Genomic DNA, 13,432 nt, shown 5'->3' with positions numbered 1-13,432 from the left:
AAGGAACGGGCGCTCGCGAAGAGCGCCCGCTAAGGGTCAGAACCGATAGGCGGCGCGGAGGAAGACTTCCCGCCCACGGGTGATGGCCGCGCTTTCGTCCCCGAAGCGCGCGGTCGGAGTTCCGCTTCCGGATCCTGTCAGGGTGACCGGCCCACTGGCGGCGAAGATGTATTCGTTGGTCAGGTTGCGGGCGAGCAGCGCCAGCTCCCACTTGCGGTCGGGACCGAACAGACGGACGCCGGCGTTGATCTTGGTGTAGGCGTCCTGCAGATCCTGCGGCGACTGGCGCAGGTTGGCGAAGTAGGCGCTGGAGTATTCCGCGTCGAGCGTGAGCTCCAGGCCGAGGCCCTGCGTGAGGTCGCGGGTATAGAGGAAGCCACCGAACACCACGACTTCCGGGGCGTTGTTCATGCGCCGGCCAGCCATGTCCTGCTCCAGGAACGCCCCGGTGGCCGGGTTGAGGGTCTTGTTGCACCCCAGAGCCGGCGTCTGGCCCAGGTAACAGCCCGAAAGGAAGTCCTTGAACTTGGCGTCGTTATAGGCCGCCGAACCCCTGAGGCTCAGTCCATCGACCGGCGTCTGCCAATCCACCTCGAGTTCGATGCCCTGCACCTCGGCGGCCGCGGCGTTCAGCACCTTGAAGGAGATCGACGCCGCATCGAACGCGCCGACCTGAAGGTCGGTGTAGTCGTAGGCGTAGGCCGTGACACCGAACGTCAGCCGCCGGGCGAAATTGCCCTTCACACCCCCTTCGAAGCCCGAAACGTGCTCCTCGGCGAAGGTGTTGTTGAAGGCGCCCGGCCGGGCGCGGCCAATGGCCCCGTTGGTGAAGCCGGCGTCAAAGCCGCCGGACTTGAACCCCTCCTTGTAGGACCCGAAGACCATCAGTTCCTGGGTGAGATCATACGAGACGGTCAGTTCCGGCGAGACGTTGCTGAACTTCAGCTCGTCGGTGGCCAGATTGGCGGTCACATCTACGCCGCGATGGAAGAACCTCAGGTCCTTCCGCTCATGCGAATACCGAAGCCCGCCGGAAACCTCGAGCCGGTCGGTCGGCGTCCAGATCAGCTGGCCGAAGAGCGAGTAGGCGTCCTGGCTCTGGTGGGTCCGCTCGGTGCCGATCGCGAACGGGGCGGCCCCCGTCAGGATGACAGCGTCCTGCGCGCCATCGGCCGTTCTGGATTCGTAGAAGGCTCCGAGGGTCACGTTCAGCGGACCTTCGAAGCTGGAGGCCAGACGCAGCTCCTGGGTGAACTGCTTCATCTCGAACGGCAGGTAGGGCACGAGCAGCGTCGCCCGGGGCCCGATCGAGGCGTTGTGGGCGTTTATCTCGTCGAACCAGTAGTAGCCCGTGACGGACGTCGCCGTGAGATTCGGCGTGATCTTGTAGTCGGCCTGAACGGTGGCGAGGATCTGCTCGTTGTTGCGCAGACCGAGGCCATCGAGGGTCGGCGAGCCGGGCACCAGCTGGGCGACGACCGCGGGGGCGCCGCCGCGATAGATGTCACGGTCGCCGACGCAGGGGAACGCCGGCTGGAGTTGCGGGGCGCCGTTCGGGCAGCTGATACGCTGCAGGGTGGTGATCGACCCGCCTTCGACCTCTGACTTGTTGTAGGTGAACTTGCTGTTGATCTTCAGGTTGTCGGTGGGTTCGACGACCAGGGTGCCGCGGAAGAAGAGTTCCTCGCCGACGGGGTACTGGTCCACGTGGGCCGGGATGACGAGGGGGTCGCCGTTGGCCGGCACGGTCTTCACGTTGAAGTACCCGTTCATCTTGGAGTAGCGACCCACGAGCCGCAGCCCGACCTGGTCGCTCAGCGGCGCGGAGTACAGCGCCTGCACGTAGTAATCCTGCGACACGGCCTCGAGGCCGGCGCTGACCTCGATCTCCTCGCGGTTCCCCGGGTCTGCCGTCTTCAGCGAGATCACGCCGCCCGGACTGTTCTTGCCGAAGAACAGCGCCTGCGGTCCGCGCAGCACCTCGATCTGGGCCAGATCGATCTGGGCCGTCTTGCGGATGTTCAGGGTGCCGACCTGCATCCCGTCGACGTTGATCGAGACGGCCTGGTCGCCGAGGTAGTTGGTCGAGCCGCTGCCGACGCCACGCAGCGAGATCGAGCCGCCGGAGGACACCGACGACTCGGCGGTCTGAAGGCCCGGCGTCAGACGCGTCAGTTCATCAACGCTGTTGAGCCCATAGCGGGCGATGTCGTTCTTGCCGAAGGCGGTGATGGCCGCGGGGACATCCTCCAGGAGCTCCTCACGCTTGCGCGCGGTCACCACGATGGCTTCGACAGTCGTGTCGTCGGCCCCGGCCCGCGCGATCGCCGCGGCGGGCGCCGCCTGGGACTGTGCCATAGCCGGCAGGCCCAGCGCGGTCAGCAGCCCGGTGCAGGCGAGCAGTTGCATGCGTCTCATCGTTCACTCCCCGAAGAAGGCCAAAAGGCCGCGCCGTCGATTTTCGACGTTTGTGTATGTGGACGTGTGTCAGCGTCGGCGATCCGGGTCAACCGATTTCGACGTTGATGTATGTTGACATGCGTCGACGTCCGACGCTGACTGCCTGACAGGAAGGATCATCCGCTGCCACGCCTTGTGTTGGCGTCGCGCAGGGCCCTAGGTTCGCGGCGGCATCGCCGGCTCTGAGGAATTCTGTTCGTGACGATTGAGAAGGCCGAGAGCGCGGGGCGGACCAGGACCGCGCGGACGCGCCGGCGCGACGTTGAGCCCAAGGTCTCCAAACAGGAGCAGATTCTTGCGGCCGCCGCGCAGCTGTTCAATGCCCACGGGGTGGGCGCCGTGGGCCTTGCGGATCTCTCCAAGGCGCTCGGCCTCAGCCGGGCGACGGTCTACCACTACGTCGCCGACCGCGAGGACCTGGTGTTCCGCTGCTACCAGCGCAGCTGTGCGGCCGAGACCGAGTGGCTGGACCGCGCGGAGGCGGCTGCGCCAGGCCTTCCGCGGGTGCTCCGCTATCTGGAGGAAAGTCTCGGCGAAGAGGCCAAGCGAACGGCGGTCATCACCGACATCGGCCTGCTGTCCCCGGGCCCTCGTGAGATCATCACCCGTGACGTTCGCCGCAACTACGAGCGGCTGGCCGCCATGATCGGCGAGGGCATCCGACTGGGCAACATCCGCCCGTGCGACGAGCAGCTGATCGCCCGGGTGCTGCCTTCGATGGTGGCCTTCTATCGCGTCTCCGGGCAGTGGGTCGAAGCCGAGCGCGACATCGAGAACGTCGCTGCGATCCTGGACTTCGTCGCGTGGGGCTCGGCCACGGACCGCGACACGCCATTCGCGCTCCATCAGAGCGCCGACATGTTTTCCCCGCTGCAGGTGCGTGGATTGGACGCCCTCAGCGTGGCCGACCTGCGCATCGAGCAGATCCTCATGGCCGGCTCGAAGCTCATCAACCTTCGCGGCGCCGAAAGCCTGTCTCTCGAGGACGTCGTGGCCGCCCTGGGCGTCACGCGCGGGACCGTCTACCATTACTTCAACGATCGCGAGGACCTCATCCGCGGTTGCCTCGAGCGGGGCTACAAGCTCTACGAGGTGTTCATGGATTTCGCCGAGCGGAACGGTCGCGACGGCCTCGAGAAGTCTCTGATCATTACGCATCTCAACACGCAGGCGCAGGCCGGGCCGCTGCAACCCGTAGCGGCCTGGATGGGTGGCGAGGTGCTGGATCCGGGGTTGCGCGCCACGTTTGCCGACAGGCTTCGCAAGCTCTTGGAGCGCAGCGACGCCGTGGCGATGGAAGGCATCGCCGACGGCACCCGGCGCAGGGTGGACTACCGCCCGCTCACCATTGCGCGGGCGGGAGCCTTTCTCTGGATCCCGAAGTGGATCGACCAGCTCGACAACTCCAAGCCGCACCGAATCGCCGATGAGATCGTCGGGCTGTTCAAGTCGGGGCTCGCCGTCTAGAAGCCGCCGCCCCCGGGGCTCACCAGCCGGAGCCGCCGGGCATGCGCTGACCGGGGGGCTTCCGCCGACCAGCTCGCGGTGCGATCGGGTCCAACGTCGGGCGTGCATCCACGGCCGCGCCGCCCTCTCCCGGCCTCTCCCACGGCGCTGCCGCGCCTGGGAGAGGTGAACAGTGTGTCTTTTAGATCGCCTGCGCGACGCGTTGGTTCAGGTCTACGCGGTCATCCTTCAGCCGCTCGGCGACCAGGAACGCCAGCTCCAGGGCCTGTTCGCCGTTGAGGCGGGGGTCGCAGTGGGTGTGGTAGCGGTCGGCCAGGTCGCCTTCGCTGAGCGCGCGGGCGCCGCCCAGGCACTCGGTGACGTTCTGGCCCGTCATTTCCAGATGCACGCCGCCGGGGTGGGTCCCCTCGGCGATGCAAATGTCCACGAAGGCCTTCACCTCCGACAGGATGCGGTCGAAGGGCCGCGTCTTGTAGCCGTTGGTGGCGGTCAGCGTATTGCCGTGCATCGGGTCGATGGCCCAGACCACGTTGCGGCCCTTGGTGGCCTTGAGCAGGTCGGGCAGGCGCCCGGCGATCTTGTCGGAGCCGAAACGGCCGTACAGCGTCAGGCGGCCGGCTTCCTCGGTGGGGTTCAGCACGTCGATCAGGCGGTTCAGCTCGTCGCCTTCAAGCGTCGGGCCCACCTTCATGCCGATCGGGTTCCTGATGCCGCGGAAGAACTCGATGTGGGCGTGGTCCAGTTGGCGCGTGCGCTCGCCGATCCACAGCAGGTGGGCCGAGGTGTCGTACCATTCGCCCGAGGTGCTATCGACCCGGGTCATGGCCTCCTCGTAGCCCAGCAGCAGGCCCTCATGGCTGGTGAAGAACTCCACCTGGTGGATGGTCGGGTGGGTCTGGGCGTTGATGCCCAGGGCGTCCATGAAGCGCAGGCTCTCCGAGATCTTGTCGCCCAGTTCGCGGTAGCGCGCACCCTGCGGGCTGTCGGCCACAAAGCCCAGCGTCCAGCGGTGGATGTTGTAGAGGTCGGCATAGCCGCCGCCGGCGAAGGCGCGCAGCAGGTTCAGCGTCGCCGCCGACTGGCTGTAGGCCTGGATCAGCCGCTGGGGATCGGGGATCCGCGCCTCGGGCGTGAACTCCATGCCGTTGATGTTGTCGCCCCGGTAGCTGGGCAGCTCGACGCCGCCGATGGTCTCGACCGGCGATGAGCGCGGCTTGCCGAACTGGCCGGCCATGCGCCCCACCTTCACGATCGGCTTGCCGCCGGCGAAGGTCAGCACCACCGCCATCTGCAGGATGAGGCGGAACATGTCGCGGATGTTGTCGGCCGCGAATTCCTTGAAGCTCTCGGCGCAGTCTCCGCCCTGCAGCAGGAACGCCTTGCCCGCGGCCACGTCGCCCAGAAGGCTCTTCAGCCGACGCGCCTCGCCGGCGAACACCAGCGGCGGCATCTTGCGAAGCTGGGTCTCCACGCGCGACAGCTCAGCCAGGTCCGGGTAGTCAGCCGGGATGTGCTTGGCGGGCTTGCTTCTCCAGGAGGCGGGTGTCCAGGCTTCGGTCATCGGTGTTCACTCAGGAACCGCCGGGCGTTCGGCGGGCCGGGCGTTTTACTCGACGCGGCCCGAGGCGTCACCTCCCCTGCGACGCCGCCTCTTCGCCGTCACCCATCGCGGCGATCACCGCGGTGAGCGCGCCCAGGGCCAGCCACCACTCCTGCCAGACGCCGAAACTGATGGCGCCGAAGAAGACGTACACCGCAGCCGAGGCGGCCGACCCGGCGGCCACGAGGTTGCGAGCATCGCGAGCCAGACGCCGGAAGATGAACACCCAGACCAGCGCCGCCGCCAGGGCGCCCAGCAGCCCCAGTTCCAGCCAGAGCTGCAGTGGGCCGTTGTGGGGGTGGAGCTGGATGTAGGGGCTGAAGGCGCGGCTGGCGTCCAGGCCCCAGCCGGTCCAGGGCTTCTCGGCGATCCGCTCCAGCGCATAGGTCCAGTAGCCGACCCGCTGGGCCCACGAGACCGGCAGGTGCTGGCCCGCGCCCACCGCCTTCACCACCAGGATGACGAGCGGCATAGCCACGATCAGCAGGGCCACGCCGGCGCCGAACACCTTGGGCGCCGTCCGAGGCCACACCAGGGTGACGCCCGCGATCAGGATGGCGAAACCGACGGCCAGGGTCGGCGCGTCGGACAGGAAGCGGGTGGCCAGAAGCGCGGCGCCGGCCGCCATCGGCAGCGCGAGCCACGCCGGCGCCCCGGCGCGGACGCCGGCCGCCAGCGCCACCGGCCACAGGAGCGCCAGCGCAAAGCTGCCCTGGGCGATGTTCTTGCGGGCGAGATCGGGGCGGATCGGATCGCCGATGGCGTTCCGCAGCGCCTGGTAGACGGCCGCGCCCGTGACGGCCTCGATCAGCAGGATCACGCCGTAGATGGCCAGGCCCCAGGCGAGAATCCGGAGGATCCGCCGTCTGTGCGGCGGGGCGACGCGGCGCGCGGCGCTCCAGGCGGCCCAGTAGAGCGGGATCTGCAACGCGATCTTGAGGGCCGTGGACTCCTCGAGTTCGCCGGGCTTGTAGGGGCTCCAGAGGCCCGAAACGGCCGCCCAGGCCGCCGCCAGAGCCAGCACCACCAGAAGCGGCGCCTCGAGCAGGCTCACCCGGAACGCCGGCAGGCAGAGCAGTCCGGCCAGGCCCAGAAGCGGCGCGAAGCCCAGGGGACCCAGCCAGGCCATGAGCGGAGTCAGCACGGCGACGGCGGTCAGCACCCAGCCGCACCAGACTCCCAGCCCGTCCCGCGCCGCCGGCGCCGTGTCGCTCATGGCGGCGTGATAAGCGGCTTCGGCGGTCTACGCCACCGCGCCAAGGGCCGGCGGCGTGTACTTCTCGCGCATCGTGACCAGTTCCTCGGCCAGGGTCGGGTGGACGGCGCAGGTCGAGTCCCACTGCGGCTTGGTCACGCCCATCTTCAGCGCGATGGCGGCCATCTGAATGATCTCGCCGGCGTCGGGGCCCACCACGTGGCAGCCCAGGATCTTCTCGGTCCCCTGCTCCACCACCAGCTTGATCAATGCCCGCTGGTGGCCGCCGTAGAAGGTCTCCTTCATCGGGCGGAACTTGGAGAGATAGACGTCGACCTTGCCATGCTTGTGGCGCGCGTCGGCCTCGGACATGCCGACCGAGCCCACCTGTGGCTGGGTGAACACCGCCGAGGCGACCATGTCGTGATCGAAGGTCGTCGGGTTGTCGTAGAACACCGTCTGGGCGAAGGCCGCGCCTTCGCGGATGGCGACCGGTGTCAGGTTGATGCGGTCGGTGACGTCGCCCACGGCCCAGATGTTGTCGACGCTCGAGCGCGAGTACGCGTCCACCTTCACGGCGCCGGTCTCGGTGAGCGCGACGCCGGCGGCCTCCAGCCCCAGGTCGTCGGTGTAGGGCACGCGCCCGACCGCGAACATGATCACATCGGCCTCGGTCGCGTGACCGTCGACGCAATGGGCCACGAGGCCCGTCGCCGTCTTCTCGATGCGGCCGATCTGGGTTCCGAGGCGGACCTTCACGCCGGCGGCCTCCAACTCCTCGGCTACATGGCTGCGGATGTCGTCGTCGAAGCCGCGCAGGACGTTGGGCCCGCGATGGACCACCGTCGTATCCACGCCCAGGCCGTTGAAGATGCAGGCGAACTCCAGCGCGATATAGCCGCCGCCGACGATCACGACGCGCTTGGGTAGCTGTTCCAGGTGGAACGCCTCGTTCGAGGTGATGGCGTGCTCGACGCCCGGCAGGTCGGCGGGCATCCAGGGGCGGCCGCCGGTGGCGACCAGGATCTTGTCGGCGGTGACACGGCCACGGCCCTCGACCTCGACCGTATGAGCGTCGACCAGCCGGGCCTTCCCGTGGACCAGCTCGGCCCCGGCGTTCTGCAGGTTGCGGACATAGATGCCCGACAGCCGGGCGATCTCGTTGTCCTTGGCCATCAGGAAACGCGGCCAGTCGAAGGTGGCCTCGGGCACGGTCCAGCCGTAGCCGCGCGCGGTCTCGAAAGACTTTGCATATTCAGAGGCATAGACCATGAACTTCTTGGGCACGCAGCCGCGGATCACGCAGGTGCCGCCCACGCGGTGCTCCTCGGCCACCAGCACCTTGGCGCCGGTCATGGCCGCCAGCCGCGAGGCCCGAACGCCGCCCGAGCCGGCGCCGATGACGAAGAGATCGTAGTCGTAGGCCAAAGGTGGCCCTCCTAAGGTTCGAGTTCGATCACGCCGTCGGGCGTGCCGACCAGCGCGCGGTCGGCCAGGTCGAGGAAGAGGCCGTGGTCGACCACGCCGGTGACGCTCTTCAGCGCCGCCGCCAGGGCCGCCGGTTCCTCGATCCGGCCGCAGTGAGCGTCATAGATAAGGTTGCCGCCGTCGGTTTTGACAGGCTCGCCGTCCTTGCGACGCAGTATCGGTGCGATGCCGATATCGCATTCCGCCAGCGCGTCGCAGATTCGGGCCGCCGTGGTCTTGTGACCGAACGCCACCACCTCGATCGGCAGCGGGAATTTCCCGAGCGTCTTCACAGTCTTGGCGGCGTCGGCGATCACGACGCAGGATTTCGAGGCTTCCCAGACCAGCTTCTCGCGCAGCAGGGCGGCGCCGCCGCCCTTGATCAGCGAGAGGCCCGGCCCGATCTCGTCGGCGCCGTCGACGGTCAGGTCGATGCCCTTCCCCTCGCCCAGTTCGCCCAGCCGGAGACCCAGGCCGGCCGCCAGCTCGGCCGTGGCCTGCGAGGTCGGAACGCCCACGATGTCCAGCTTGCGCGCGGCCAGGGCGCGGACGAACCAAGCCGCTGTGGAGCCGGTGCCCAGACCCACGACCATGCCGGGCTTGACCAGGGCCGCGGCGGCTTCGCCGGCGGCGCGCTTCTGGTCCTCGCTCATATCCTCCCTCCCTTAATGGGGAGGGACAGACCGCCGGAGGCGGTCAGGGTGGGGAAGTCGCGATCCTCCCCGACTTCCGCGCTCCGGCCCACACTTCCCCACCCTGGCGGCTTCGCCGCCTGTCCCTCCCCATTAAGGGAGGGAAAAGGAACGCGCCTGCTCATTTCCCCTGCGCCTTCTTCCGCGCGCCCATCACCTCGCGGAACCGCGCCGCCCAGCCCAGCTTCTCCACCTGGGCCGGTCGCGACAGGGCCAGGGCGTCGGGCGTCACGTCCTTGGTGATCACCGAGCCCGAGCCGGTGTAGGCGCCCGCCCCGACCGTCACGGGCGCCACCAGGGCCGAGTTCGAGCCGATGAAGGCGCCCTCGCCGACGTGGGTGTCGTATTTGAAGAAGCCGTCGTAGTTGCAGAAGATCGTGCCGGCCCCGATGTTGGCGCCGGCGCCCACCGTGCCGTCGCCCAGGTAGCTCAGGTGGTTGGCCTTGGCGCCCTTGCCGACCGTGACCTTCTTCACTTCCACGAAGTTGCCGATGTGGGCTTCCTCGCCGATGTCGGCCCCCGGACGCAGGCGGGCGTAGGGGCCAACCAGAGCGTCCTCGCGCACCATGCAGCCCTCCAGGTGGCTGAAGGCCCGGATCACCGCGCCGGTCGCCACCTTCACGCCGGGCGCAAAGACCACAAAGGGCTCGACGGTCGCGCCGGGGGCGATCTCGGTGTCCCAGGCGAAGAACACCGTCTCGGGCGCGGTCATCGCCACGCCCCCTGCGAGGAAGTGGGCGCGGCGGCGCTTCTGGAATTCGGCCTCGGCCTGACTCAGCTGCATCGGCGTGTCGGCGCCCATCACCGAGGTCTCGGGCGCGATGTGGGCGCGGACCAGCTTCTCCTCGGCCACCGCCTCGGCGACGATGCCGGTGAGGAAGTACTCGTTCTTGGGATTGTCGTCGGTCAACCGCGACAGCCAGCGGAACAGATCCTCGCGGCCCGCCAGGTACATGCCGGCGTTGCAGAGCTTGACGGCCTTGACCTCGTCGCTGGCCACGCTGGGCTCGACGATGCGGATCACATGCTGGTCGGCCCCGCGCAGGATGCGGCCATACAGCAGCGGGTCTGCCGGCTCGAACCCCAGCAGGGCCAGCGCCGCGCCGCCGCGGCGCAGCGTGAACAGCGGCTCCAGGTCCTGGGCGGTCAGAAGCGGCGGGTCGGCGTTGACCACCAGGACGTCGCCGTCGAAGTCGCGGAGGGCGTCCTCTGCGCACATGACCGCGTGGCCGGTCCCCTTTGGCGGGTCCTGGACCACCACCGCGGCCTCGCCCAGGCGGTCTACCACCAGCTTGCGCACCGCGGGGATCGTGCCCACCACCACGTGGATCCGCTCGCAACCCGCCGCCTGGACGGTGTCGATGATGCGGTCCAGCAGCGTGCGCCCGCCCACCCTGTGCAGCACCTTGGGCGTCTTGGACTTCATCCGCGTGCCGTGGCCGGCGGCCATGATCACGGCGGCTCTGGCGGTCATTCGGGCTCTCCGGCGGCAAGGCGAGTCTTAAGTGGCCCCTCGGCTTAGCAAGCCTTGTGACCCGATGCGACTGCGGGCTAGCGTCCGCGCCGTCCAGTCGGGGAATCTCCATGTCATCTCGTTCGCGTCTGCTCTTCGCCGCCGTCGCCGCCGCGGCGCTGCTGCCCGCCGCCGGCCTGGCCGCCCCGGACAAGGCGCTCGAGGCGAAGTTCGACGGGATGATCGACAACGCCGAGATGGGCGGCTGGCTGAAGACCATGTCGGCCGAGCCGATCCACGTGGGCGCGCCCCACAATAAGAAGAACGCCGAAATGACCCTGGCCCAGTTCAGGAGCTGGGGCTGGGACGCGAAGATCGAGACGTTCTGGGTGCTCTATCCGACGCCCAAGGAGGTCGCCCTGGAGCTGACAGCCGGAGCGGGCGCGCCGTTCAAGGCCACGCTGACCGAGCGGCCGATCCCCGGCGACGAAAGCTCGAGCCGCACCCAGGACCAGCTGCCGGCCTATGTGGCGTTCCAGGGGGACGGCGATGTCACCGCCCCGCTGGTCTACGTGAACTACGGCATGCCCGCCGACTACGACGCCCTGGAGCGCCTGGGCGTCTCGGTGAAGGGCAAGATCGTCATCGCCCGTTACGGCGCAGGCTGGCGCGGCCTGAAGCCCAAGCTGGCGCAGGAGCACGGCGCGGTGGGCGCGATCATCTACTCCGACCCGCGCGACGACGGCTATTCGGTGGACGACGTCTATCCCAAGGGCGCGGCGCGGCCGCCGCAGGGCTTCCAGCGCGGCTCGGTGGCCGACATGACCGTCTTCCCGGGCGACCCGACGACCCCCGGGTACGGTTCGACCAAGGACGCCAAGCGGGTGGCGCGCGCCGACGCCCAGACCATCCTGAAGATCCCCACCCTGCCGCTGTCGTACGGCGACGCCCAGGTGCTGCTGGCGGCCCTCGACGGCCCGGTGGCGCCGGCCGCCTGGCGCGGCTCGCTGCCGATCACCTACCATGTGGGCGGCGGCGACGGGGCCAGGGTCCATATCAAGGTCGAGTCCGACTGGTCGCTGAAGCCGGCCTACAACGTCATCGCCACGCTGAAGGGCAAGACGCGGCCCGACGAGTGGATCGTCCGCGGCAACCACCGCGACGGCTGGGTGTTCGGCGCCTCGGACCCGCTGTCGGGTCACGTGGCCATGATGGGCGAGGCCAAGGCGCTGGGCGCCCTCGTAAAGGCCGGCTGGAAGCCCAAGCGCACCATCGTCTACACCAGCTGGGACGCCGAGGAGCCGATGCTGCTGGGCTCGACCGAATGGGCCGAGACCCATGCCGCCGAGCTCAAGAAGAAGGCGCTCGTCTACATCAACTCCGACTCCAACAGCCGCGGCTTCCTGGGCGTGGGCGGCAGCCATTCGCTGCAGCATTTCGTCAACGAGGTTTCGGCCGACGTGATCGACCCGCAGACCGGCGTGTCGGTGCGCGACCGCCTTCGCGCGGGCCTGGAAGTGGACGCGACCTCGCCCACCGCCACGCCGCGGCAGGTCGCGCTGGGCAAGATGGCCACGGATCACGCCCGCGATCTGCCGATCGAGCCCTTGGGATCGGGATCGGACTACTCGGCTTTCCTGCAGAACCTGGGCCTGGCCAGCCTGAATGTCGGCTTCGGCGGCGAAGGCGACTCGGGCGGCGTGTATCACTCCGCCTACGACACCTACGAGCATCACAGCCGCTTCGTGGACCCCGGCCACGCCTATGCCGGCGCGCTGGCCAAGACGACCGGGCGGATGGTGATGCGCCTGGCCGACGCCGACACGCCGGTGCAGCGGTACGGCGACCTGGCCGATGTGGTGGGCGGCTATGTCGACGAGGTGAAGCGGCTGGCCGACACCCGCCGCGACGAGGCCCAGACCCGGGCCAGGCTGCTGGCCGCGGGCGCCTACAAGGTCGCCGACGATCCGCGCGTCAGCCGCGCCGACCCCTCGCCCCTGCCCGCATCGCCCCGGATCGACTTCGGCAAACTGGAAGCCGCCGTCGCCCGGCTGAAGACCAGCGCGACCACGTTCGACCAGACGCTGGCCTCAAAGGGGCCGACCCTGACCGACGCCCAAAAGGTCAGGCTGGACGCCGCGATCCTGCCGCTGGAGCAGCGCCTGCTGCGCGACCATGGCCTGCCGTTCCGACCCTGGTACAAGAACATGCTCTACGCCCCCGGCCGCTTCACCGGCTATGGCGCCAAGACCCTGCCGGGCGTGCGCGAGGCCATCGAGGAGCGGCGCTTCGACGACGCGGCGACCTACATCGGCCTGACCGCCGAGGCGCTCATCGACTATGCCGCCGGCCTGGATGCGGCGACCGCGGTGATGAATGGCGGCTAGGAGACTGGAGGGCGCCACGATCGCCTTCGACCTCGACGGCACGCTGGTCGACACCGCCCCCGACCTGATCGGGACGCTGAACCACCTGCTGACGGCCGAGGGGCTCCCGCCCCTGCCGCTGGACCAGGCGCGGCCGTTCATCGGCCACGGCGCCCGCCACCTGATCCAGCGCGGGTTCCGCGCGGCGGGGCAGGACATAGCGCCCGAGTGGCTGCAGCAGCTCTTCGAGCGGTTCATTCCGCACTATCTGGGGCGGATCGCCGAGGAGAGCCGGCCGTTCCCCGGCTGCGAGGCCGCGCTGGACGTGCTGTCCGCCGAGGGCGCCACACTGGCGGTCTGCACCAACAAGCCCACCGACCTGTCGGTCGCCCTGCTGAAGGCCCTGGGACTGGCCACACGCTTTGCGGCGATCGTCGGGCCCGACGCAGCCGGCTTCGCCAAGCCCGACCCGCGCCACCTGCAAGCCGCCGTCGATGTCGCCGGCGGGTCGATGTCGCGCACGATCCTGGTCGGCGACGCGAACACCGACGCCGGCGCCGCCCGCGCCGCGAACGCCGGCCTGATCATCGTCAGCTTCGGCTACACCGACATCCCGGCGGCAGACCTGGGCGGCGACGCGCTCGTCCACCACTTCGATGCGCTGCCCGAGGCGTGCCTGCGTCTGTTGAGCGCTTGCGGCGAACAATCGGGTCCGCTATAGCGCGCCCCTTC

Annotated in this window: 9 protein-coding genes; 3 read left to right on the top strand and 6 right to left on the bottom strand. The window is 69.0% G+C overall.

Annotated features, from left to right (window positions below; all coding sequences use genetic code 11):
• Positions 1-36: 36 nt before the first annotated feature.
• Positions 37-2,418, bottom strand: a complete 2,382-nt coding sequence (locus EPN98_RS15060; RefSeq protein ID WP_293363721.1) for a TonB-dependent receptor — start codon at positions 2,416-2,418, stop codon at positions 37-39.
• A 240-nt stretch (positions 2,419-2,658) separates the two neighbouring features.
• Here EPN98_RS15060 and EPN98_RS15055 point away from each other — a divergent pair, with 240 nt between their 5' ends.
• Entirely contained in the window at positions 2,659-3,927 is a 1,269-nt protein-coding gene (locus tag EPN98_RS15055; RefSeq protein ID WP_293363720.1) for a TetR/AcrR family transcriptional regulator, read from the top strand.
• Positions 3,928-4,108: 181 nt separating this feature from the next.
• Here EPN98_RS15055 and EPN98_RS15050 read toward each other — a convergent pair whose 3' ends face one another.
• The 5 genes from EPN98_RS15050 to glmU form a co-directional block, all read right to left on the bottom strand.
• Entirely contained in the window at positions 4,109-5,488 is a 1,380-nt protein-coding gene (locus tag EPN98_RS15050) for a class II 3-deoxy-7-phosphoheptulonate synthase (protein ID WP_293363719.1), read from the bottom strand.
• 67 nt (positions 5,489-5,555) lie between these two features.
• Positions 5,556-6,743, bottom strand: a complete 1,188-nt coding sequence (locus EPN98_RS15045; RefSeq protein ID WP_293363718.1) for an O-antigen ligase family protein — start codon at positions 6,741-6,743, stop codon at positions 5,556-5,558.
• A gap of 27 nt (positions 6,744-6,770) precedes the next feature.
• Positions 6,771-8,150 carry a glutathione-disulfide reductase gene (gene gor / locus EPN98_RS15040; RefSeq protein ID WP_293363717.1) on the bottom strand — a complete coding sequence of 460 codons (1,380 nt, stop codon included), beginning with the start codon at positions 8,148-8,150 and terminating at the stop codon, positions 6,771-6,773.
• 11 nt (positions 8,151-8,161) lie between these two features.
• Positions 8,162-8,842 carry a ribose-5-phosphate isomerase RpiA gene (rpiA, locus tag EPN98_RS15035; protein WP_293363716.1) on the bottom strand — a complete coding sequence of 227 codons (681 nt, stop codon included), beginning with the start codon at positions 8,840-8,842 and terminating at the stop codon, positions 8,162-8,164.
• Between the two features lie 160 nt (positions 8,843-9,002).
• Positions 9,003-10,355, bottom strand: a complete 1,353-nt coding sequence (gene glmU / locus EPN98_RS15030) for a bifunctional UDP-N-acetylglucosamine diphosphorylase/glucosamine-1-phosphate N-acetyltransferase GlmU (protein ID WP_293363715.1) — start codon at positions 10,353-10,355, stop codon at positions 9,003-9,005.
• A 110-nt stretch (positions 10,356-10,465) separates the two neighbouring features.
• Here glmU and EPN98_RS15025 point away from each other — a divergent pair, with 110 nt between their 5' ends.
• The gene (locus EPN98_RS15025; protein ID WP_293363714.1) at positions 10,466-12,721 is read left to right on the top strand and encodes a transferrin receptor-like dimerization domain-containing protein; all 2,256 of its coding nucleotides are present in this window, start codon (positions 10,466-10,468) and stop codon (positions 12,719-12,721) included.
• Positions 12,711-13,421 carry a phosphoglycolate phosphatase gene (gene gph / locus EPN98_RS15020; RefSeq protein ID WP_293363713.1) on the top strand — a complete coding sequence of 237 codons (711 nt, stop codon included), beginning with the start codon at positions 12,711-12,713 and terminating at the stop codon, positions 13,419-13,421. Before EPN98_RS15025 ends, gph begins: the two co-directional genes overlap by 11 nt.
• Positions 13,422-13,432 lie beyond the last annotated feature (11 nt).

Origin of the sequence: Phenylobacterium sp. (assembly GCF_004299445.1) — a bacterium.
Classification (GTDB): domain Bacteria; phylum Pseudomonadota; class Alphaproteobacteria; order Caulobacterales; family Caulobacteraceae; genus Phenylobacterium.
The sequence above is the reverse complement of the archived record's forward strand: the minus strand, read 5'-3'. Positions and strand labels throughout refer to the sequence as shown.

Coding starts and splice junctions, on each gene's coding strand:
- EPN98_RS15060 (WP_293363721.1), bottom strand. CDS start 2,418: ATGAGACGCATGCAACTGCTCGCCTGCACCGGGCTGCTGACCGCGCTG.
- EPN98_RS15050 (WP_293363719.1), bottom strand. CDS start 5,488: ATGACCGAAGCCTGGACACCCGCCTCCTGGAGAAGCAAGCCCGCCAAG.
- EPN98_RS15045 (WP_293363718.1), bottom strand. CDS start 6,743: ATGAGCGACACGGCGCCGGCGGCGCGGGACGGGCTGGGAGTCTGGTGC.
- rpiA (WP_293363716.1), bottom strand. CDS start 8,842: ATGAGCGAGGACCAGAAGCGCGCCGCCGGCGAAGCCGCCGCGGCCCTG.
- glmU (WP_293363715.1), bottom strand. CDS start 10,355: ATGACCGCCAGAGCCGCCGTGATCATGGCCGCCGGCCACGGCACGCGG.
- EPN98_RS15025 (WP_293363714.1), top strand. CDS start 10,466: ATGTCATCTCGTTCGCGTCTGCTCTTCGCCGCCGTCGCCGCCGCGGCG.
- gph (WP_293363713.1), top strand. CDS start 12,711: ATGGCGGCTAGGAGACTGGAGGGCGCCACGATCGCCTTCGACCTCGAC.